Annotated in this window: 13 protein-coding genes; 9 read left to right on the top strand and 4 right to left on the bottom strand. The window is 61.9% G+C overall.

Annotated features, from left to right (window positions below; genetic code table 11):
- Nucleotides 1–22: 22 nt before the first annotated feature.
- The gene (locus tag CSQ95_RS29180; protein ID WP_143449991.1) at nt 23–208 is read right to left on the bottom strand and encodes a hypothetical protein; all 186 of its coding nucleotides are present in this window, start codon (nt 206–208) and stop codon (nt 23–25) included.
- A 203-nt stretch (nt 209–411) separates the two neighbouring features.
- Here CSQ95_RS29180 and aroG point away from each other — a divergent pair, with 203 nt between their 5' ends.
- Complete coding sequence (aroG, locus tag CSQ95_RS16440) at nt 412–1,476, top strand: 3-deoxy-7-phosphoheptulonate synthase AroG (RefSeq protein WP_099410350.1); 1,065 nt, start codon at nt 412–414, stop codon at nt 1,474–1,476.
- Nucleotides 1,477–1,551: 75 nt separating this feature from the next.
- On the opposite strand, the gene CSQ95_RS16435 is transcribed toward aroG, so the two are convergent.
- The 3 genes from CSQ95_RS16435 to CSQ95_RS16425 form a co-directional block, all read right to left on the bottom strand.
- Nucleotides 1,552–4,290, bottom strand: coding sequence for a TonB-dependent receptor (locus CSQ95_RS16435; protein WP_180279076.1), 2,739 nt, complete (start codon nt 4,288–4,290; stop codon nt 1,552–1,554).
- A 461-nt stretch (nt 4,291–4,751) separates the two neighbouring features.
- The gene (locus CSQ95_RS16430) at nt 4,752–7,430 is read right to left on the bottom strand and encodes a TonB-dependent receptor (protein WP_099410274.1); all 2,679 of its coding nucleotides are present in this window, start codon (nt 7,428–7,430) and stop codon (nt 4,752–4,754) included.
- A gap of 179 nt (nt 7,431–7,609) precedes the next feature.
- On the bottom strand, nt 7,610–10,390 hold the full coding sequence (locus CSQ95_RS16425; protein WP_099410273.1) for a TonB-dependent receptor: 2,781 nt from the start codon (nt 10,388–10,390) through the stop codon (nt 7,610–7,612).
- A 624-nt stretch (nt 10,391–11,014) separates the two neighbouring features.
- Here CSQ95_RS16425 and CSQ95_RS16420 point away from each other — a divergent pair.
- From CSQ95_RS16420 to rluB, 8 genes are all read left to right on the top strand, one after another.
- Nucleotides 11,015–12,850 (top strand): ABC transporter substrate-binding protein, encoded by a 1,836-nt coding sequence (locus CSQ95_RS16420; RefSeq protein WP_257218077.1) that lies wholly within the window; start codon nt 11,015–11,017, stop codon nt 12,848–12,850.
- A gap of 40 nt (nt 12,851–12,890) precedes the next feature.
- Complete coding sequence (locus CSQ95_RS16415) at nt 12,891–13,829, top strand: ABC transporter permease (protein ID WP_070219240.1); 939 nt, start codon at nt 12,891–12,893, stop codon at nt 13,827–13,829.
- Nucleotides 13,830–13,838: 9 nt separating this feature from the next.
- Nucleotides 13,839–14,954, top strand: coding sequence for an ABC transporter permease (locus CSQ95_RS16410; RefSeq protein ID WP_099410271.1), 1,116 nt, complete (start codon nt 13,839–13,841; stop codon nt 14,952–14,954).
- Between the two features lie 9 nt (nt 14,955–14,963).
- Nucleotides 14,964–16,655: an ABC transporter ATP-binding protein gene (locus CSQ95_RS16405; RefSeq protein ID WP_070291154.1), complete on the top strand. Its 1,692-nt coding sequence runs from the start codon at nt 14,964–14,966 to the stop codon at nt 16,653–16,655.
- A 27-nt stretch (nt 16,656–16,682) separates the two neighbouring features.
- Nucleotides 16,683–17,645, top strand: a complete 963-nt coding sequence (locus tag CSQ95_RS16400; RefSeq protein WP_099410270.1) for a VTT domain-containing protein — start codon at nt 16,683–16,685, stop codon at nt 17,643–17,645.
- A 349-nt stretch (nt 17,646–17,994) separates the two neighbouring features.
- A complete protein-coding gene (locus CSQ95_RS16395) occupies nt 17,995–19,014 on the top strand; it encodes a glucokinase (RefSeq protein WP_070219236.1) in 1,020 nt (339 codons plus the stop codon).
- 400 nt (nt 19,015–19,414) lie between these two features.
- Nucleotides 19,415–20,209 carry an SMC-Scp complex subunit ScpB gene (gene scpB / locus CSQ95_RS16390; protein WP_070219235.1) on the top strand — a complete coding sequence of 265 codons (795 nt, stop codon included), beginning with the start codon at nt 19,415–19,417 and terminating at the stop codon, nt 20,207–20,209.
- The gene (rluB, locus tag CSQ95_RS16385; protein ID WP_099410269.1) at nt 20,202–22,274 is read left to right on the top strand and encodes a 23S rRNA pseudouridine(2605) synthase RluB; all 2,073 of its coding nucleotides are present in this window, start codon (nt 20,202–20,204) and stop codon (nt 22,272–22,274) included. Before scpB ends, rluB begins: the two co-directional genes overlap by 8 nt.
- The last annotated feature ends 104 nt before the right edge of the window (nt 22,275–22,378 follow it).

Here is a 22,378-nt window from a genome sequence, read left to right as displayed (position 1 = left end):
AGTAGTGCGTCGCTTCCCAAGGTCAAAACGGGCTGGCGTGGCGTGCGCGCCACGGCGGCCACAGCGTTGCCAGCCTGCCGAGGCGCATCGGCAGCGCGCAACTTTTTATGCTTTTTGAGGTATTTTTCAGTGTAAAACGGCGGCGGCATGCGGCTTTGCCGACAAATATGCTTGCCAACCCGCGCAATTTAGGTTTATAGTCGTTCATCACTTACGGATGACTCGCATGTTCGCTCGCCACTTTTTTACCGCTTATTTTTACTTTAGCAATTCCAACCCAAAGGCGGTGGAGTAGCGGTCGGTTCACGTAGCAGCAAAAAACGAGATCCCAGCAAATTCTAAAAAACCGCCACTGATGGCGGTTTTTTTTTACCCAGATGTTTTACCCATCCTTAAATTTTGGAGAAAATGATGCCCCGCACCGATGATTTGCGAATTCGCGAAATGAAGGAATTGACCCCGCCGTCCCACCTGATCCGCGAATTCGCCTGCTCGGAGCAAGCCGGACAGACCGCCGCCAGCGCCCGCATTGCCCTGCACCGTATCCTGCACGGCCAGGACGACCGCCTGATGGTGGTGATCGGGCCTTGCTCCATCCACGATACCAAGGCGGCGATGGAATATGCGCGCCTGCTGGTCAAGGAGCGCGCGCGTTTCGCGGGCGAACTGGAAATCGTCATGCGCGTCTACTTCGAGAAACCGCGCACCACGGTGGGCTGGAAGGGCCTGATCAACGACCCGTACATGGACAACAGCTTCCGCATCAACGACGGCTTGCGCATGGCGCGCGAACTGTTGCGCGATATCAATGAGCTTGGCTTGCCTGCCGGTACCGAGTTCCTCGACGTCATCAGCCCGCAATACATCGCCGACCTGATCAGCTGGGGCGCCATAGGCGCGCGCACGACGGAGTCGCAGGTGCACCGCGAGTTGGCGTCGGGATTGTCCTGTCCCGTTGGCTTCAAGAATGGCACGGACGGCAATGTGAAGATCGCCGTGGAAGCCATCAAGGCCGCCTCGCAGCCGCACCATTTTCTTTCCGTCACGAAGGGCGGCCACTCGGCCATCGTCTCGACCAACGGCAACGAGGATTGCCATATCATCTTGCGCGGCGGAAAAACCCCGAACTATGACGCGGCCAGCGTGGACGAGGCGTGCAAGGCCATCGCCGCGCAAGGGCTGGCGGCGCGCCTGATGATCGACGCCTCGCATGCGAACAGCTCGAAAAAACCGGAAAACCAGATCCCCGTGTGCGCCGACATCGCCAGCCAGGTGGCGGGCGGCGATGGCCGCATCGTCGGCGTGATGGTGGAATCGCATCTGGTGGCGGGGCGTCAGGATTTGATTCCCGGCAAGGAATTGATCTATGGCCAGTCCGTCACGGACGGCTGCATCGACTGGAGCGCCAGCGTGGCCGTGCTGGAAAACCTGGCGGCGGCCGTGAAGCAGCGCCGCTTGCAGGGCGACGCGGAATAACATGGCGCGCAGCATGAAAAAAAGCCCGGAAAGCTAAGCTTTCCGGGCTTTTTCAGTTTTCAGCTGACAGGAAGCTTAGAACTTGTAGGAACCGCTCAGGTAGAACTGGCGGCCCAGGGCGCTCGAGTACGATGGGTTGTAGCCTACTTGATGCGAACCCGTGTTACGCAGGGTGAACGGCGGATTGCGGTCGAACAGGTTCAGGATGCCGCCCGTGATTTCCACGTTCTTCAGCGGACGGTAAGCCGTCTGGAAGTCGAAGGTGGTGTAGCTCGGCACTTCCAGCTGGATGCCATAGCATTCGCCAGGGCTGCCGGCCACGATCACGGCGCAATCGTCAGCCGTCTGTTCCTTGTCCGTATAGCCGTTGCGGTAGCTGGCGCTCAGCGTATGCGTGAACTTGGCCGTCTCATACGAGGTGGTGGCGCGGATGATGTTGCGGAAGCTGACCTTGTCGTTCGAACCGTAGCGATTCAGGCTGGTTTCCCATTGATCATCGGTGCCCGGCGTCGTGTAGCGCGAACGCAGCAGATAGGTACCCATCAGGCGGCTCGTCAGGCGGCCGTCCAGCAGCTTCATCTTGTGGGTGAAGTCGTAGTCGATACCGCGGTTTTCCACCTTGCCGATGTTAATCGGCAGCAGCTTGATGGCCAGCACGTCCTTGCCCGTCGAGCTGATGTGCTTGGTGGTGAACAGGTTGGCGTACTTGGCAGGATCGTTGAAGATCAGGCCTTCCGAAACCGCCGTGACCTGGTCGCGGATTTCCACGTTCCACAGGTCGAACGACATCGACAGGCTGTCGATCGGCTCGAATACGGTACCGATGCTCCATTGCTTCGACGTTTCCGGCTTCAGGTCCGGGTTGCCGCCCTGGAAGGCTTCGAACTGCTGGCGTCCCACGCCGCTGCAGTAGCCGGCCAGCGGGTGGCCGCCCATGCCGTTCGCTGCCGTCAATGGGCATTGGTAGTTACCGCCCGTGACGCCCCAGTCTTCCAGTGGGCCAGCGATTTCCTGCATGCTGGCGGCGCGGAAGCCGGTACCGGCAGCGGCGCGGAACATCAGGCTCTTGGTGGCGGAATACTTGCCGCTGACTTTCCAGGTGGTGGCGTTTTCTTTCTTGCCTACCGTCTTGCCCGTCAGCTTGTCGTCGATGGATCCGATCTGGTCATAACGCAGCGAGCCGGTCATTTCCAGTTTTTTCGAGATCGGCATCATCAGCTCGGCGTAGGCGCCGGCATTGTCGCGCGCGTATTCGCTGTCGACTTGTACATTGTCAAACAGGATCTGCGCCTGCCTGGCGACGTCGGCCTGCTTCACCTTGTACGAGGTGTTGCGGTAGTCGGCGCCCACACCCAGCATGGCCGTGCCGCCTGGCAGCGAGAACACAGGGCGCGAAGCGCGGCCGTCGATGCCTTTCATTTCCACGGTTTGCGTGTTGTAGGTGCCGCTGAAGCCCGTGCCCAGCAGGGCCTGGCGCATGGCGTCCGGCATGGAACCGACAGGGTAGGCGAACGGGTCGATATTGCCGGCGGCTACTTGCGCGTCGAATTTGTCGGCCAGCGGGAAGCCGCTGACGTATTTCTGCGTCTGCTTGTTTTTCGAGTACGTCACGGCCGAGTTGATGTCCCAGCCGAATGCATTGCCATCGATGCCGGCGACGATGTGGGTGGCCTTGGTGCCGTAGTCGTAGACACGGTTGCCCATTTCCGACAGGCGGTATTTGGCGACGGCGCCCGTGGCGTTGGCCAACTGCGCCGGCGTCAGGTTCGGCGCCAGATATTTATTGAACAGCGGCGAGCCGACGTCGACGGAGAAATCGGCCGGGTACGGCGCAATGCTGGCGACGACGCGCGCTTCCGTGTAGGCGAGGTCATAGAAACCCTGGAAGCCGGTTTTGCCCAGTTTGACGGTACCCGAGCTGAAGATGGCGTCGCGCTTCGATTCGGGATTGATTTCGATGGTCGATGGCGAATCGAAATAGCAGTTGCCGTCGCCATAGAAATCCATGTTGCTGGCGGCGCATTTGCCGCCATGGGCCAGGGCGTACGGGTTCAGATTGACGTTGTCGATGAAGGGCTTGTTGGTCTCTGGATTGATGACCACATTACCGTTCGCATCGGTGCGTTTGTAATCGACCGTGGCATTGCCAGGGGCCGAGCGCGAGGAACCGTTGATGAATTGCAGTGCCTTGCCGGTCTTCGGATCGTTGAAATTGATGATGCCGCTTTTCGCGAAGCTGCGCTGCGATGCCTTCAGCGATTTTTGTTCGTCATGGCTGGCCGACACGAAGATGCTGTAGCCGTCTTCGTCGATATCGCCGAAGCCCTTGCTGATCGAGATCGAGTTGCTGGCGCCGCCTTTTTCTTCAGGACGCGAATACTTGGCATTGATTTCCAGCGGCGATGCGCCTTTTTTCAGGATGAAGTTGACCACGCCGGCGATGGCGTCGGCGCCGTACAGGGCCGAGGCGCCGTCCGTCAGCACTTCCACGCGCTCGATGGCCGACAGGGGGATCGAATTGAGGTCGATGGTGGTGCCGGAATTGGATGGCGCGATACGGCGGCCGTTCAGCAGCACCAGCGTGTAGGCCGCGCCGATATCGTGGATCGAGGCCGTTGTGACGCCGCCGCCGCCGCCGCCCACCGAATCGGCGGCCACGGAGAAGCCCTGCATCGCAGGAATTTGCTGGATGAAATCGGTCACCGTGGTGACGCCGGTTTTCTTGATGTCTTTCTGGTTGAACGACTGCACCGGCAGCGACGCTTCGGAAGCGATGCGCTTGATGCTCGAACCCGTGACTTCCACGCGTTGCATGGTGCCATCTGTTGTTTCTTGTGCGTACGCGGCGTGCATACTCAGGGCCATGCCGCCTGCAAACATCAGGCGCAGCGACCGCGATATTACATTTTCTATCATCATCTGAAATTCCTTGTTATTGTGATAAAGGCGGCAATTATTTTGAAATAACTTGTTGCTTGCCAACAATTTATTTGCCTTTTTGAAAATCCACCAATGAAAATTCTGTAAATTTTCTGGGCCCTCATCAAAACATTCACGATTCAGATTGTCAATTTCACGCGGACTTTTTGGACGAAATGCAACATTTCCCTGTTTTTTTTGTAATCCTTCAGCAATAAAGTATCGTGAACCCTTGTCAGCCTTGCTCAGATGAGTAAAATAAAACGGCGCACATCATCGCTGATGGCGCCGCTTTTCTGTTGCAGGCACGCTGTTGCCGGCGCTGCCTGTTTTATCTATTGACCTGAAAATTCCCCTTAAAACGTATAGCTGCCGCGCAAGTACCAGGCGCGCCCGATCGGGTCCGTGTAACGCGGGTCGTAACCTTTCTGGAACAAGGTGCCCTGGTTCGAGAACGGCGGTTCCTTGTCGAACAGGTTTTTTACGCCGGCCGTCAGCAGCAAGCCTTTCCACGCGTAGCTGCCCGACACGTTCAGCAGGCTGTACGACGGCACATCGTGGCGGAACTGCGGATCCACCAGATTCTGATCCGTGTAGCCGGACTTGAACGATTGCGACACGGTGGCGCCCCAGTTGCCCATGCGCCAGTTCAGCGCGGCCGTATGTTTCCAGCGGAACACGGGATTGTTGTCCGCGTAGCGGCCCACGTTGGCAATGAAGGCGCCGCCCCGTTCGTTCTGGTAGTCATACTTGTGGGTCCACGTGCCATCGACCGACACGCTGACATCGCCATACGCGCCACGGGCCAGGAGCGCATTGAGGCTTATGTCGATGCCGTCCGTTTTCACTTCGCCGAGATTGTCGTTCAAGTCCAGGATCGCGTAGGGCGAACCATCGGGATTGCGCAGGAACAATGCCTTGTATTTCTCGTAGTTGCCGAAGATCGATTGCTCGGGCAAGGACGAAATCTTGTCCTTCAGATGGATGTTCCAGTAATCGATGGCGAGCGTGACTTCCTTGACGGGTTCGAGCACGAGGCCGACGGCAAAGGTGGTGGATTTTTCCGGTTTCAGCTTTTCATTGCCGCCCTGTAGCTTGAACTGCTGCAAGTCGCAATCGCGCAAGGGGTTGGCACCGGGCTGCGGCACGCCGCCGGGGCACAAAATCGGGTCGTCATAGGTGTCGTTGGTATCGTTCTTCGACGGCGGCGCATTCTTTTCAAACAGGGTGGGCGCGCGGAAACCCGTGCTGGCCGAGCCGCGCAGCACCAGCGCGCTGCTGGCCTGGTAGCGCAGGGCCAGCTTCGGATTGGTGGTGCTGCCCACGTCGCTGTAATGGTCGAAGCGGGCGGCCAGCTGTACTTCCAGGTCCTTGATCAGCGGCAAGTTGACTTCGCCGAAGACAGCTTCGATGGTCCGCGAACCGCTCTTCGACAGCGAACCAGACAGACCGGAACTGGCGGCCTGGCCGGCGATGTCGCGGTTGACGTTGAAGTCGGCCTTTTCGCGCCGCACTTCGCCGCCCAAGGCGATGGCCAGCGGACCGCCTGCCAGCTGCGTCAGCTCGCGGCTGCCCTTGACGTCGAAGCCCGTGGTGGTGACCTTGGCGCTTTGCACTTCGCCGCGCAGTGCCGTGCTGGCCAGGTAGGCCTTACCGGCCGCATCCTGCTCGCCAAACGGGTTCAGAATGCCGTTCAGCACGCCAGCGGCAAAACCCGCATCCTGCACATAGCCGTTCGTGAATTTTTCCGACGATTTGCTGATCGCATGGCTCAGGCCCGTCTTGTAGTCCCAGCCGGCCAGTTCGCCCTCCAGCGCCAGCACCAGGCGGTCGGCCTTGCCGTCCGAGTCGATCTGCCGCTGGCCCGCCTCGACGGGGCGCCAGTTGACGCTCAGCGGCTGGCCCGACAAGCCCGGCTGGGCCGGTACGCCGCCCGCATTGCCCGGATAATATTTGCTGCTGATGGGCAGAATCAGGCCCGTTTGCGGCGGCGGCGCCGTGCGTGCCTTCACCTTGTTTTCCGAATGCAGATATTCCACGGTGGCCAGGTGGCCGCCGCCCAGCTTGAAAGCGCCCTTGCCGAAGAAGGCCAGCTGTTGCTGTGCGGGCAAGTTGTCGATCTGGCGCGTGTAATCCTGGCGGCAGGTGCCGTTCGCCGGCAGGGCCGGCACCGACAGCGGCGGCAGGCAGCCGCTGGCCGCGTAGGGGTTGCCGGCCAGGCCATTGCCGCCGTTGGCCGCCGCGTCGAAGTAGTTGCCAGGAAATGTCGTGCCGCTGGTAATGGACAGGCCGCGCGAGGGGACGATGCCGGTGGCTGAAAAGGCACGGTCCTGCGACGTGAGCACGTTTTGCTTGTGGTAGTCGAGCACGCCGAAGATATTGTAGCCGTCGGTGTCGAGCTTGCCGAAACCCGTCGACAGGTTGATGCGGTGCTCGCCGCCGCCCTTGTGTTCGGGGACGACCACTTCGGCCGTGATGTTCGTGACGTTGACGGAGCGCTTGGTGATGAAGTTGATGACGCCGCCGATGGCGTCCGTGCCGTAGATGGCCGAGGCGCCGTCGCGCAGCACTTCGACGCGCTCGAGGGCGGCAATCGGAATGATGTTCAGGTCGACGCTGGCGCCGTCATACGGATGGTTGGCGATGCGCCGGCCGTTGAGCAGCACGAGGGTCTTGTCGCCGCCCAGGCCGCGCAAGTCGGCGCTGGCCTGACCGCCCGTGGGCAAGCCGCTGGTATTGCCGCCGACGGCATTGCCGCTGCCCATGCTGGACGCATTCGAGGGTATCTTGCTGAGCACTTCCTGGGCTGTCGTCAGGCCCTGTTTGGCGAAATCCTCGGCCTTGAAGATGGACAGGGGCGTCGCCGTTTCCGACACGAGGCGCTTGATCGAGGAACCGGTGACTTCGACGCGCTGCATGGCGGCAGGCTCGCCGGCGGCGCCGGTGTCCTGCGCCATGGCCGCATGGCCATACGCGCCGAGCAGGGCTGCGCACAACAGGCGCAAGGTAGGGGAGGGACTGCGGGTTTGCGTCATCTGACACTCCTGTGGCTTGGTCATGGGCCAAGTGGCCTGCAAGGGAGTTTTACAGGCGCACAGCAGGTCAGGTTTGCGCTGGCGCAATAGGCGTGTGGATGAGTGCCTTGCGCCACAGTCGCGGATGAAAAAAAAGGCGGTGATTGCTCACCGCCTTGCGCCAGGATACGGGTGTATGCTTAGAAAAACTTGTAGCTGGCGCCCAGTTTGAAGTAGCGGCCGATGGCGCCGCTGGCATCCATCGGGTTATAGCTCATGCCGCCGTAGGTCAGCGGGTCGAGCGGGGCGATCTTGTCGGTCACGTTGTTGATCGAGGCAAACAGTTGCAACTGTTTGTTGACGTTCCAGCGGCTCGACAGGTCGAGCGTGGTGAACGAGGCGAGCTTGCAACCGTTCGGCGCCGGCGTACCGTTCGCCAGTTTGGAGGCGCAAGGATCGCCTTCAAACTTGATATTTTTCATATCCGAACGGTAGTTCAGCACGCCGCTGACGTTCCAGTTGCCCAGGTCCCACGAGCCGGTCAGATTGATCTTGTCCTTCGGCGTGCCGGCGCAGTTGGAGGTATCGCAATTGCCATGCGTGCCGGCGAACTGGTAGCGCACGGTGGCCGACTCGGCCCGCACCCACGAGGCGATGTGGGTCCAGGTCAGGCCGAACGTGGCGCGGCCGTAGTCGCCCAGGCGCACGCGCTGCTTGACGTCCAGGTCGATACCCTTGATCTCCGTGTAGCTGGAGTTGCGGTACGGTGCCTTGGTAATCAGCAAGGTGCCCGTGTTCGGCACCACCACGCCATTGATGGTCAGGTTGTTGTCGGCGCGGACGGCCGTCGGCAGGGCGGCCGCTTCGTTGTACGGCAGCGGGTTGATCTCGTTTTCGCGCTTGATCTTCCAGGCATCGAGCGACAGGCTGGTATCGTTGAACGGATCCCACACCAGGCCCAGGGTGTAGCCCTTGGACTTTTCCGGCTTCAGGCTCGGGTCGCCGATCTTGACGGCCGCCACCTGCAGTTCGCAATCGCTGGCATTGGCGCCCGGCAAACGGGTGCCGCCCGGGCAGCGCACGGGATCGCTCACGGTCGAGGTACCCGTCGATTGCGAGTTGGCATTGCTTTCCGCCGGTCCTGGCGCGCGGAAGCCTTCCGAATACGTGCCGCGCACGGCGAAGGTCTTCAGCGGCGTCCACTTGGCGCCCAGTTTCGGCGTGGTCGACGAGAACCGGTCATATTTGTCGTAACGCAAGGCGCCCGACAATTCCACCGTCTTGATGACGGGTGCCAGCACTTCGAAGAACACGGCCGAGACCTTGCTGTCGCCCTTGGCCGCCACATAGCTGGAGTTGATGGAACCGTACTGCGTGCCCGACAGCGATGGATTGTCGAGCTTGTCGCGGCGGTGTTCCGCGCCCACGGCCAGGCCCAGGGCGCCGCCCGGCAACTGCATCAGCTCGCGCGAGGCCTTGAAGTCGATGATGTCGAGCTTGGTAGTGGAATCGGAGGTGGCGTTCGTCACCATGGCCGCGTACAGCGAGGCGGGATTCTTGCCCGCCTGCGCACCGATGTAGTACGGGAAATATTGGCTGTTCGGATTGCCCAGCGCATCCTTGACGACAGCCATGTTCAGCATATTGCTGTAATCGAGGTGCAGCTTCGATTCCGAGTGCGTATAGCCGGCATCGTAGTCCCAGCCCATGGCGTTACCCTTGACGCCGAGCACGATGCGGTTGAATTCGTTGTTGGCCTGGCGCGTGCTGGCGCCCACGTCGAAGGCCTGGTAGCGCACGCGCACCGGCACGCCGTATGGATTTTGCGGGTGGTTGGCGGCCAGCACGATGGTGGTGCCCGCGCCGGAACCGTAGTTGACGACGCCAGTCGGGCTGGTGGCATTCGGCGGGAAGGCGATGGTCGGCGTGATCGAGGGCGGGATCAGGGTGAAGGCCGTATCGCGCTTCGAGTAGCCCGCTTCCGCATACACCTGGGTATCGGCATTGACTTGCCAGGTGCCGCGCGTGTACAGGTTGATCGATTCGATCTTCGGCTGCATCGAGCGGAACTGGTCGTGGTGCCACAGGCAGCCGCCCTTCGGATCTTGCGGCGAAGACACGGACAAGCTGGAGCAGCCGGGCAGCGACACATAGTTGTTGGTGACGGGGTCGCGGATCAGGCCCGTCGGCGCGGCATTCGCATCGTTGTTGCCGTTGATGTAGCCGCCGGCGAACTGGGTGTTGATCGCATAGCCATACGGGCGCAGGTCGGCCTTGCCTATCCATTTGCGGCCGGCGCGGTCGTTGTTCATCAGCATGTCCGACTTGCTGTATTCGGCATTGAGGACGAAGTTGAATTTATCCGTATCCAGGTTGCCCTTGCCGAAGGTCAGCGAGGCGCGGTGCTGCTTGGCGTCGCTGTCGCCGGAGATGCCCGTGTCGCCTTTCAGGGTCAGGCCTTCGAAGTCCTTGCGCAGGATGATGTTGACGACGCCGGCGATGGCGTCCGCGCCGTAGGTCGACGATGCGCCGTCCTTGAGGATCTCGATGCGCTCGACGATCTGCATCGGCACGGTGGACAGGTCGGTAAAGCTTTTCTGGCCGTCATCGGCGCGCGCGAACGGCGCCATGCGGCGGCCATTGAGCAAGACCAGGGTCGAGGTGGCGCCCAGGCCGCGCAGCGAGATGGCCGTGGAGCCGGCGGCAAAGCCGTTGCCGAAGCCCGTCGGCAGGGAGCCGGCGCCATCGGCGGTCAGGGTTTGCAGGTATTCGGCGACGGTGGCCTTGCCCGATTTCATCAAGTCGTCGCGGGTGATGACCTGCACCGGCGATGCGGTCTCGGCCGTGGCCCGTTTGATGCTCGATCCTGTAATTTCCACACGTTGTACATTGGCGTCTTGCGCCATTGCCGGCGCAGCCGTCATGCCCAGGCTGAGCGCTGCTACGCTACCCGAAAAAATCAGGCGTACGGAGCGGGACATCACTGTTTCCATCATCATTCTCAGAACTCCGAAAGTATGCTCGGCCGGCCCTTGTGCGGCACAGCTTTGCCAGGGTGATAAAGATTGCTGCGTCGGCAATCGCTATGGATCAAACGGCATATCGTGTGAGCCGTCGTGATCGATAAGACCATTTGTCGAGAAACCTTGTCAACGCGCACACACCCGCTTTCAGCATGGAAACAACAGTGTTTTTTATAATGTTGGCATGTTTCAATATTTGCAATTATTTCAATGTTGCACTGCGATGCGCATTTTCCGTACTGCGATAAAAACGGCTGTCATTCGAAGCCGTAAGGGTTACTGCCAGGACGGTTTTTCATGGCGGCGACCTGTCTTTGTTGCGCTGCGGAAGATTCTCCCGGCGAGGCAGGTGAGCGTGGCGCCACGCCACGCCAGTGCTGCGGCTTTTCGCCCGGCGAACGGAATATGCGTTATCGTTACGCCTTTTTCCGGCTCGCCTGCTTGCAGGTCCGGCTGGCGATGAACAAGGCATAGATCTTGCGAGGATGGACTGGTTTTGGCGGTGGAATCCTGTATCCCAGGGGGAAGCCAGTACAAGCGCACCAATACGGTGCGACAGATAATCGAGATGAAGGGTATTACATGAAGTCACCATGGATGCGGCGCGTGGCGCTGCTCGCCTGCCTGGCCACCCTGCCGCTGGCGGCCGTGGCCGTTGACGCCGCCCCCGCGGCCGCGCCGGTCAAAACCTTGCGCTATATCCTGCCGGCCGCCGAGACGGGCTTCGATCCGGCCACCGCGCGCGACCTGTATTCGAACCACATCACGCAGGCCGTCTTTGACACCCTGTACACCTATGACTACCTGGCGCGCCCCGTCAAGGTGGTGCCCGGCGCGGCGGCTGCCATGCCGGAAGTGTCGGCCGACGGCAAGACCTATACCATTCGCCTGAAAAAAGACATCCTGTACACGCCTGACGTCGCGTTCGGCGGCAAGCGCCGCGAACTGACGATGGCCGACTACGTGTATTCGTGGAAGCGCCTGTTCGACCCGCGCCTGGCGTCGCCGCACAGCTGGCTGTTCGAAGGCAAGGTGGTGGGCCTGGACGACCTGGCCAAGGATGCGGCCAAGTCGAACAAGCTCGATTACAGCAAGAAGGTGGCGGGGCTGGAAATCCTCGACCCGTACACCCTGCGCATCTCGCTGACCAAGACCGATTTCAATTTCCCCATGATCCTCGCCTACGTGCCGACGGCCGCCGTGGCGCGCGAAGTGGTGGACAAATACGGCGACGTGAAGGGCGAAGTGGGCTCGAATCCCGTCGGCACCGGCTACTACACCCTGGGCGAATGGACGCGCGGCAACCGCATCGTCCTCAACCGTAACCCCCAGCATTTGCCCGAGACATGGAATTTCATGGCCGGCGACGACCCGGACGACCAGCGCATCGTGCGCCAGATGCAGGGCAAGCGCATTCCCGCCATCGACCGCATCGAAATTTCCGTGATGATCGAAGACCAGTCGCGCTGGCTGTCGTTCCAGAGCGGCGGCACGGACGTGTTCTGGCTCGACGGCCCGCTGGCGCCGAAGGCGTTGCTGAATGGCAAGTTGCGTCCCGAGCTGGCGGAGAAGGGCGTGCAACTGTCGCGTCTGCTGGACCCGGAAATCAGCTATTACTACTGGAATATGGAAGACCCCACCCTGGGTGGCTTCAGCAAGGAAAAGATCGCCCTGCGCCGCGCCATTGCCATGGCGCACAATATCGATGAAGAAATCCGCATCATCTGGAATGGCCAGGCCAAACGCCTCGACTATCCGATCCCTCCGGGTGTCGTCGGCTACGACCCGCACTATAAATCCCTGCTGCAATACGATCCCGTGCTGGCCAACAAGCTGCTCGATAAATTCGGCTACAAGAAGGGCGCCGACGGCTGGCGCACCTTGCCGGACGGCAAGCCGCTCTTGATCCGCTACGCCTCGCGCAACGAAGCCAATGGCGTGCTGCAGGCGGAAATGTGGCGCAAGACGTACAACTCGCTGGGCATCCGCATGGAAAACGACCGCATGATCTTTTCCGATATCTTGAAGACGGAAAAGCAGTGCAAGATGCAGACGCGCACGGCGCCGTGGCTGGCCGACTATCCGGACGGCGACAACTTCATGCAGCTGTTCTACGGCCCCAACACGCACCAGAACAACAATGGCTGCTACCAGGATCCCGAGTACGATAAATGGTACGCGGCCAGCCAGGCCATGCCGGCCAGCCCCGAGCGCGATGAGCTGTTCCACAAGATGGCGCGCCGCCTTGAAGTCAATGCGGGCGCCCTGATCGGCTATGCGCGCTACCGCAACATGCTGGCGCAAAAGTCGGTGCTCGGCTACAAGAAGCACCCTATCCTGTTCCAGGAATGGGCGTATATGGATATCGACAGCACGGGCGCGCCGGTGGCGCCTGCGGCTGACTCGGCTAAAAAATAAGCGCGGCCGCTTTTAACACCATATACGACAAGGAATCATTATGTTTGCTTATATCCTGCGCCGCTTGTGGCAGATGCTGCCCACCATGCTGGGCGTGGTCCTGCTGGTGTTTATCCTGTTTAACTGGGTGGGCGGCGACCCCGCCTACATCCTGGCCGGCAAGATGTCTAGTGCTGAAAGCATCGCCAACATCCGCCGCCAGCTCGGCGTCGACCAGCCGTACTATGTACAGCTGTGGATCTTCATCAAGCAGATCGTCACCTTTGATTTCGGCCAGAGCTGGGCGACTGGCGAGTCCGTGTCGCACATCATCACCTCGCGCCTGGGCCCGTCGATGATGGTGCTGATCCCGCTGACCGTGCTGGAAACGTTCTTCGGCGTGGCGCTGGCGCTGGCCATCGCGTTCGTGCGCGGTTCGCTGACGGACCGCATGGTGATGATCGCCTGCACGGTGGGCATGTCGATTTCCATCCTCGTCTACATCATCGTCTTCCAGTACGGCTTCGCCTATAAACTGGGCCTGTTCCCCGTGCAGGGCTGGGGCGACAGCTTCTGGGAAAACCTGCTGCGCTATTCGACCCTGCCCATCCTGATCGGTCTGGCCGTGTCCATCGCACCGACCCTGCGCTTGTTCCGCACCTTCGTGCTGGACGAGGCGAATCAGGATTATGTGCGCACGGCGCGCGCCAAGGGCTTGAAGGAAGGCCGCATCATGTGGGTCCACGTGCTGCGCAATGCCGGCATTCCCATCATTACCTATGTGATGTCGAACTTGCCGGCCCTGCTGATCGGCGCTTTCCTGCTGGAACGTTTCTTCGGCATCCCCGGCATCGGGCGTGAAGTGATTTTGGCCGTCGAGCGCAGCGATTTTCCGGTGATCAAGGCGATCACCGTGTATGTTGCCGCCGCCACCATGCTCTTCAACCTGCTCACCGACCTGCTGTACCAGGCGGTCGATCCTCGCGTACAACTGAAGTAGAAAGAGACGATGTCGAAACCTCATACATCGCCCGGCCTGTGGGCCCTGGCGTGGCGCCGTTTGCGCGGCGACAAGATTGCAATGGTATCGCTGGCCGTGGTCGGCGCATTTTTCCTGCTGGTGCTGGCGTCTGCCAGCGGCCTGGTGGCGGCGAACTGGGAAGACGAAGTGGCCGTCAGCTATGCGCCGCCCACGTTTGTCGGTGCCGACAAGGATGCGGCCGGCGCCGCCGACGGCGCCATTCCCCAGTCCGACGAGCGCAGCGCGCCGACACCCGTCAACGTGCTCGACCCGCTGGCCGACGATATCGCCGAACTGCGCGCCCAGATGGGCAGCAATCCATCTGCCGGCGTCGAGATGTACGGCGTCACCGATCCGCTGGCCGACGACTTGACGGCCTTGCGCGCCGGCATGGGCAAGACGAAAAAATTGATCGCGCACAAGGCGGCAACTTTGCCGTTCGGCGCCGACAAGTGGGGCCACGATATCGTGCAGAAAACCATCAAGGGCGGCGAGACGTCGATCGTCGTGGGCCTGGTGGCGGCCTTGCTGGCCGTGGTGCTGGGCACCTTGTTTGGCGCCGTGTCCGGCTACTTCGGCGGCATCGTTGATGATTTCTTCAACTGGTTCTACAGCATCTTCACGTCGATCCCGTCGATTTTGATGATCTTGACGGTGGCGGCCGTGCTGCAGCAGAAGGGCGTGCTGACCATCGTGCTGATCCTCGGTTTGACGGGCTGGACGGGGCCATACCGCCTGATCCGCGCCGAATACATCAAGCACAAGGCGCGCGAATACGTGATGGCGGCCGACGCCATCGGCGCCTCGCACTGGCGCAAGATGTTTTCGCACATTTTCCCGAACGTGAGTCACGTTGCTTTGGTGCAAATGTCGATTCTCGTGGTGGGCTTCATCAAGGCGGAAGTGATCTTGAGTTTCCTCGGCTTTGGCGTGCCGGTAGGCACCGTCTCGTGGGGCAGCATGCTCAATGAGGCACAAAATGAACTGATCCTGGGCAAATGGTGGCAGCTGACAGCTGCCGCCACGGCGATGGCCGTGCTGGTGACGGCGTTCTCGCTGTTTACCGATGCCTTGCGCGATGCGCTCGACCCCAAAGTGAAATAGGAGTTGCTCATGGACCAGAATAACCTGTTGGAAGTGCGCGACCTGCGCGTCACCTTCCGCCTGGACAAGAAGACCACGTTCGAAGCCGTCAAGGGCATCTCGTTCAACGTGCCGCGCAACAGCACCGTGGCCCTGGTGGGCGAGTCGGGCAGCGGCAAGTCCGTCAGCTCCCTGGCCGTGATGGGCCTGCTGCCGCCTGACAGCACCATCATCGATCCGCAATCGCGCATCCACTTCGGCGGGCGCGACCTGCTGCAACTGTCGATCGCCGAGCGGCGCACCATGTGCGGCAAGGATATCTCGATGATCTTCCAGGAGCCGATGTCGTCGCTGAACCCCGTCTTCACCGTTGGCTTCCAGATCGCCGAGGTATTGCGCCAGCACATGGGCATGAACCGCAAGCAGGCGCGCGCGCGTACCCTGGCATTGCTGGAGGAAGTGGGCATACCCGACCCCGCCACGAAGATCGACGCCTACCCGAGCCAGATGTCGGGCGGCCAGCAGCAACGCGTGATGATCGCCATGGCGATCGCCTGCGAGCCGAAACTGCTGATCGCGGACGAACCGACGACGGCGCTGGACGTGACGATCCAGAAGCAGATCATGGACCTGATCGCGGCGCTGCAAAAGAAGCACCAGATGTCCGTGCTCTTCATTACCCACGACCTGGGCCTGGTGGGGGAGATCGCCGACCAGGTGATCGTCATGCGCCACGGCGAAGTGCGCGAGACGGGGGAAGTGCGCCAGGTATTCGAAGCGCCGCAAGACAGTTACACGAAAGCGCTGTTGCATTGCCGCCCCTCGCTGGACGAGCGCCCATGGCGCTTGCCCGTCATCGCCGATTATATGGAGGGCAAGGCGGGACCCGGCGTGGAGGTGAAACAGCGCACGCGCGGCTATACGCCGGGGGACGAACCGGTGCTGGTGGTGAATAACCTCAGTAAAAGCTTTTATACGCGCGAGGGCCTGTTCGGCAAGCGCGAATTCCAGGCCGTCAAGGACGTGTCGTTCACTTTGCCGCGCGGAAAAACCCTGGGCGTGGTGGGCGAATCCGGCTCCGGCAAGACGACGGTGGGCCTGACCCTGCTGCGCCTGCACCAGGCCACGGGCGGCACGGCCATGTTCCACGGCAAGGACCTGATTGCCATGCCGAACAAAGAGTATTTGCCCTATAAACGCCGCATCCAGATCATCTTCCAGAATCCGTATGCGTCCTTGAATCCCCGCTTTACGGTGGGGCAGATTTTGCTCGAACCTATGCGCATCCACAAGATCGGCGCCGATGACAAGGAACGCATCGCCAAGGCCTACTGGCTGCTCGACAAAGTCGGCTTGCCGGAACAGGCTTTCCACCGCTATCCGCACGAGTTCTCGGGCGGCCAACGCCAGCGCATCGCGATTGCCCGCTGCCTGACCATGCAGCCGGAGATTCTGGTGTGCGACGAATCCGTGTCGGCGCTGGACGTGTCGGTGCAGGCGCAGGTGCTCAACCTGCTGCAGGATTTGCAGGATGAATTCGGCCTGTCCTACATCTTCATTTCGCACGACTTATCAGTGGTGAAATACATCGCCGACCAGGTGATGGTGATGCACAAGGGGCAAGTGGTGGAACTGGCCGATTCGGACGAGCTGTACCGCAATCCCGTGCATCCGTACACGCGCACCCTATTGAGCGCCATACCGAAGGGCGTGCAGTTGTAGGGGGCTTTTTACGGTAAGATAGCGGCCATGCCCAACCTCATTTATCTGCTCGAACATTACGGTGTCCTGATTGTCTTTGGCATCGTGCTGGTGGAGCAGCTCGGCTTGCCGATTCCCGCCTTTCCCATTCTCGTGGTGGCGGGGGCGCTGGCCGTCGATGGCGACATGAATGGGGGGCTGGTGCTGGCCGCCGCGCTGGGCGCCTGCCTGATCAGCGACTTCACGTGGTTCCGCGCGGGCCGCCATTTCGGCAAGCGCATCCTGCGGCTGCTGTGCCGCATCTCGCTGTCGCCCGATTACTGCGTCAGCCAGACGGAAGACAAATTCAAGCGTTGGGGCCCGAAAGCCCTGATCGTCTCCAAGTTCGTGCCGGGATTCAATACCGTGGCCGCGCCGATGTCGGGTGCGCTCGGCACGCCGCCGCGCCTGTTCTTCCTGTATGCGGGCCTGGGCGCCTTGCTGTGGAGCGGCACCGGCATCGCCGTCGGCGTGATCTTTCACGCCAGCGTGCAGCAGGTGCTGGACTTGCTCAGCACCATGGGCAGTACGGCCTTGCTGATGCTGGCCGCCTTGCTGGGCTTGTTCCTGCTGTACAAATTCCTCGAACGCCGGCGTTTCCGCCAGGCCTTGCAGATCGAGCGCATCGGCATCGACGAATTGCTCGAACTCATAGAGCAGGGCGAAGAGCCGCTGATGGTCGACGCGCGCAGCGCCACGGCGCAAGCGCTGGAACCGGCCGTGCCGGGCGCCTTGTTCTTCAATGGCAAGGAACCCGTGCCCACCATGATCGCGATGGACAAGGACCGCCACATCATCGTGTATTGCAGCTGTCCCAACGACGTGACGGCCGCGCAAGTGGCCAAGCTGCTGCACCAGCACGGCTTTCACCGGGCCAAGCCCCTGCATGGCGGCCTCGACGCGTGGAATGCGGCCTACCGCTCGGACCAGCCGGCACCCGCCAGCCTGCTGGGCGAAGGCTTGCCCTCCTGAGCAGTAAAAACCGGTAGTAATAATACGAAAATACTGTCGCCGGGCCACCGGGGCGGCGCCGCCACGCCTGCGCCGCCCCCTACAAAGCGGCTTTGCGCAAACTGCGGCATACTCTTGTTTTCAGGCGATTCCTGCTGCTATGCAGCATGATTTTGGTGCGTCTGACGAGTGTAGGTACTTACTATAAATCATTGTTTTCGAGCAACTTTGGCCTTGCCTGTTGCATTTGGAGTGGAACTACCAATAAAGGCTTGTTTTGATGTACTTAAACTACAAACTTTGCTTGCCTCCGGGCGCATTCATCCTTTAAGCTTGGCGTCCCATGCGTCCCACTTCATCATTTAAAATCATGAGCGCTTCGTCTTCTCCCGTACTGCCGACTTCCGCCTTTGCCGATGGACCGCGCCTGCTGGCCGACGTGGGCGGCACCAATGCCCGTTTCGCCCTGGAAGTGGCCGCCGGCCACATCACCCTGGTCGAAGTGCTGCCCTGTGCCGATTACCCGAGCCTGTCCGCCGCCCTGCAAGCCTACCTGGCCCTGCCGCACATCGCTGCCGCAGGCGGGCAAGCCGTGCGCCATGCCGTGATCGCCATTGCCAACCCCGTCGACGGCGACTTCCTCAGCATGACGAACCACCACTGGTCGTTCTCGATCCGCGCCATGCGCGAAGAGTGCGGCTTCACGACCCTGGACGTGGTCAACGATTTCACGGCCCTGGCGCGTTCCTTGCCGCAGCTGTCGAGCGAACAGAAGCACCAGGTGGGCGCGGGCACGGCCCGTCCGAACACGGCCATCGGCCTGATCGGCGCCGGCACGGGCCTGGGCGTGTCGGGCCTGATTCCTTCGCACGGCGGCTGGATCGCCCTGCAAAGCGAAGGCGGCCACGTCAGCTTTGCGCCGTTCAATGAGACGGAAGTGAGCATCCTGCAATTTGCCTGGCGCGAATACGAGCACGTCTCGGCCGAGCGCCTGATTTCCGGCGATGGCCTGGAACTGATCTACCGCGCCCTGGCCGACCGCGCGGGCGTGCCGGCCGAAGCCTTGCCGGCGGCGGAAATCACGCGCCGCGCGCTGGCCGGCGAATCCCAGCTGTGCGACGACGTCATCGAAGCGTTCTGCTGCATGCTCGGCACGGTGGCGGGCAACGTCGCCGTCACCCTGGGCGCGCTCGGCGGCATTTATATCGGCGGCGGCATCGTGCCACGCCTGGGAGCGCGTTTCGACCGTTCAGGTTTCCGCGCCCGCTTCGAGCGCAAGGGCCGCTTCGCCAATTATGTGTCACAAGTGCCGACCTTCGTCATCACGGCGCAGTATCCAGCTTTCCTGGGTGCATCGGCCATTCTTTCGGAGAAACTCGCCTCCCTGTGATGCGCGAGGTACGGGCGATGTGTCGCGCCAGGGCCGGGTAAAACGCGTGTTTTGCCCGGTTTTGCGCTTTTCCGCTTTTTATCAGGTACAATTGGCATCGTTGGATGAAACGACGACTGTCGCTCTCCTGTCTGGCTGGTTCGCCGCCACGGGAAAAGCAGCTGCTCCGGAGTTCGTTTCATTGCTGGTTATTTAAGGCCAGCACCATGGATGGCAGGACTTTCACTGCATCCGCTTTAATCCCGCTTTGCGCGCATCGGCCAAGGCGTCGGAAAAACAGCCTCAACTAGTAACCCAGCACGGCGTCATTATCGATGTCTGCCATCTGTTACGTTGAAATGAACGTTTTTGATTTCTTTCTCTGCATACGAATTGCAACACACATCCGCACAGAATTGCTATGAATACAATTGAGGCTAAAAAAGTCCTCGAAACCGCGTTGCTGTGCGCTCGTGAATCGCTGACGATCCACAGCCTGAAAAAGCTGTTCGTCGATGCGGACGAGAATGGTCGTGTGCGCGGTGTCGGCGTTGGTGCCGACACGATCAAGCAATTGCTGGAAGAGTTGCGCGACGAGTGGGAAGGGCGCGGCATCGAGATCGTCAGCCTGGCTTCGGGCTGGCGCTTTCAAAGCCGCCCGGAAATGAAGATGTATCTCGACCGGTTGACGCCCGAGCGGCCGCCCAAGTATTCGCGGGCGACCCTGGAAACCCTGGCCATCATCGCCTACCGCCAGCCGGTGACGCGCGGCGATATCGAGGAAATTCGCGGCGTTGCCGTCAATTCGCAGACGATCAAGATGCTGGAAGACCGTGGCTGGGTCGACGCCATCGGCTACCGCGACGTGGTGGGACGGCCGGCCTTGCTGGCCACCACCAAGCAGTTTTTGGATGATCTGGGTTTGCAATCGCTGTCCCAGCTGCCGCCTTTGCAGCAAATCAGCGAGATGCAGGGCAACGGGCTTGAAGCCCTGGAAGCGGCCCTGCAGGAAAATTTTGACAAGGCAAGCAATGAGCTTGTCCCCCAGCTTGGTGCAGGTAGCAATACGGCTGTGACAGATGTAGATGTGACAGCAAGCCTTGATGCCGGCCCCGATGCTTCGCCCATGGACGAAGCCTACACTCACGACCCTGCGCCAGAACTAACGGTTGACGCTGCGCCAGGTCAGCACAGCCAAGAAACGAAGAATGAATAATCCGAACACACCCGAGACAGTAACCGCCAGCGACGAAGCCATCGTTGCCAAGCCCAAGCGCCGCACCAAGGCCCAGATCGAAGCTGACGCGGCTGCTGCCGGCACGGCTGGCGACGCTGTCGCCGCCAAGCCGAAACGCCGCACGAAAGCCGACGTGGCCGCCGATGCGCCCGTCGCTGAAGCTGTCGCCGCCGACGCTGCGCCCGCCGCCAAGAAAACCCGCGCCAAGCCGGCCCTGAAGGCCGTGGCCGACGCCGCGGAAGCCGCAGCCGAGGCGGTTGCCGCCCCGGCGCCGCGTCCGCCGCGCGCCCGCGCTGCCGCCAAGGCCGCTGCCGCCGTCGCTGAAACGGCGCCGGAAGCCGTTGCTGACAAGCCGGCCGAAGCACGCCCGACCCGCGGTCCGCGCCAGATGCGCGGTGTGCAGGCGGAGCGCGCGTTGCGCCAGCCGCCGCGCGCCGAAGCGCCGCAGGCAGCCGATGCCGTTGCCGCAGCGCCTGCCGCAGAGCAAGCTGCCGCGCCTGTCGCCGACGTGTTCGATGCCGAAGGCAACCTCGTGTCCGGCCCGCGCCTGCCGCGCGGTCCCCGCAACGACGTGCCGGGCGCCGGCAAGAATGCCGGCAAGAGCCGTAAAAAGGGCAAGGGCCGCCAGGCTGCGCCAGGCAAGCTCAGCGACGCTGATGCCGTCTTCTCGTTCGTTACGTCCGACGCGTTCGACAGCGAAGAAGGCGGCACGGGCCGCGTGCAGAAAGCGGCCGTGCGCCGCGACCTGACGTCCGACGACGACGCGCCGAAGCTGCACAAGGTGCTGGCCGAAGCCGGTCTCGGTTCGCGCCGCGACATGGAAGACCTGATTATTTCGGGCCGCGTGTCCGTGAATGGCGAGCCGGCCCACATCGGCCAGCGCATCCTGCCGAGCGACCACGTGCGCATCAACGGCAAGTTGATCCAGCGCCGCGTCAGCAAGAAACCGCCACGCGTGTTGGTGTATCACAAGCCGGCCGGTGAAATCGTCAGCCATAATGACCCGGACGGTCGTCCATCCGTATTCGACCGCCTGCCGACCATGAAGGCGGGCAAGTGGCTGGCCGTTGGCCGCCTCGACTTCAACACGGAAGGCTTGCTGTTGTTTACCACGTCCGGTGACCTGGCCAACCGCCTGATGCACCCGCGCTACGGCATCGACCGCGAATACGCCGTGCGTACCCTGGGCGAGCTGGAAGAGGGCATGCGCCAGAAGCTGCTGGCCGGCGTCGAGCTGGAAGACGGCCTGGCGCAGTTCTCGAAGATCGCCGATGGCGGCGGCGAAGGCATCAACAAGTGGTACCGCGTGGTGATCGGCGAAGGCCGTAACCGCGAAGTGCGCCGCATGTTCGAAGCCATCGGCCTGACCGTTTCGCGCCTGATCCGTACCCGCTACGGCGCCATGACCCTGCCGAGCGGCCTGAAACGCGGCCGCTGGGAAGAGATGGATGAAAACACCGTGCGCGACCTGCTCACCGCCTACGGCATCGAAAAGAAAATGCCGGCATCGGGCGACCCCCGTGCCGCTGGCGCCGCCAAGGGCCGCGAAGCGCGCAAGGCCAGCCGCGATGACGAGCCGAATGGCAACCGCATCGATGTGAGCAACCGCAATGCCGATCCTTTCCCTGTCGCGCCGCGCCGTGGCCAGCCGCAAGGCCAGTTTGCCCGTCCGCAAGGCCAGGGCCGCCCGGGCGGCGCCGGCCGTCCAGGCGAAGCGCGTGGTCCGGGCCGCGGCCAGCCGCAAGGTCCGTTCCAGGGCGGTCAGCCCCGTTCGTCCGCATCGTTCGAAGGCGCACAAGGCCAAGGCCAGGGCCGTCCGCCGCGTGCGGCAGGCCAGGGCCGTCCGGGTGGCGAAGGCCGCGCGCCGCAGCGCGGTCCGCGCCAGCCCGATCCGCTGCAAACGGCATTCGGCTTCGCCAACACGGGTCCGCGCCGCAATGCCGGCGGTGGTGCCGGTGGGCAAGCACGTTCCGGCGGCCAGCCGCGTGGCGGCATGGATCGCGGCGGCATGGATGGCATGCCGCGCCGCCGCAGCAAAGGTTAATCGGGAAGAGTTTCTTCTTGCGCGCCCGCCGATCTGCTGCGGGTGCGCGCTCTTGTAACTGTTGTAAGCCGGGCCGCTCCTCGTGTGCGGCATTGCGGCGAAGT

It is taken from the genome of Janthinobacterium sp. BJB304, assembly GCF_002735765.1.
Taxonomy (GTDB): Bacteria; Pseudomonadota; Gammaproteobacteria; order Burkholderiales; family Burkholderiaceae_D; genus Janthinobacterium.
Note: the sequence above shows the minus strand (reverse complement) of the source record. Positions and strands in the feature narration are given on the sequence as shown.

Excerpts from the sequence above, each read along its gene's own strand:
- CSQ95_RS16420 (WP_257218077.1), top strand. The coding sequence starts at position 11,015 with ATGAAGTCACCATGGATGCGGCGCGTGGCGCTGCTCGCCTGCCTGGCC.
- rluB (WP_099410269.1), top strand. The coding sequence starts at position 20,202 with ATGAATAATCCGAACACACCCGAGACAGTAACCGCCAGCGACGAAGCC.
- CSQ95_RS16395 (WP_070219236.1), top strand. The coding sequence starts at position 17,995 with ATGAGCGCTTCGTCTTCTCCCGTACTGCCGACTTCCGCCTTTGCCGAT.
- CSQ95_RS16410 (WP_099410271.1), top strand. The coding sequence starts at position 13,839 with ATGTCGAAACCTCATACATCGCCCGGCCTGTGGGCCCTGGCGTGGCGC.
- CSQ95_RS16430 (WP_099410274.1), bottom strand. The coding sequence starts at position 7,430 with ATGACGCAAACCCGCAGTCCCTCCCCTACCTTGCGCCTGTTGTGCGCA.
- CSQ95_RS29180 (WP_143449991.1), bottom strand. The coding sequence starts at position 208 with ATGAACGACTATAAACCTAAATTGCGCGGGTTGGCAAGCATATTTGTC.
- aroG (WP_099410350.1), top strand. The coding sequence starts at position 412 with ATGCCCCGCACCGATGATTTGCGAATTCGCGAAATGAAGGAATTGACC.
- CSQ95_RS16415 (WP_070219240.1), top strand. The coding sequence starts at position 12,891 with ATGTTTGCTTATATCCTGCGCCGCTTGTGGCAGATGCTGCCCACCATG.
- CSQ95_RS16435 (WP_180279076.1), bottom strand. The coding sequence starts at position 4,290 with ATGCAACGCGTGGAAGTCACGGGTTCGAGCATCAAGCGCATCGCTTCC.
- CSQ95_RS16405 (WP_070291154.1), top strand. The coding sequence starts at position 14,964 with ATGGACCAGAATAACCTGTTGGAAGTGCGCGACCTGCGCGTCACCTTC.
- CSQ95_RS16400 (WP_099410270.1), top strand. The coding sequence starts at position 16,683 with ATGCCCAACCTCATTTATCTGCTCGAACATTACGGTGTCCTGATTGTC.
- CSQ95_RS16425 (WP_099410273.1), bottom strand. The coding sequence starts at position 10,390 with ATGTCCCGCTCCGTACGCCTGATTTTTTCGGGTAGCGTAGCAGCGCTC.
- scpB (WP_070219235.1), top strand. The coding sequence starts at position 19,415 with ATGAATACAATTGAGGCTAAAAAAGTCCTCGAAACCGCGTTGCTGTGC.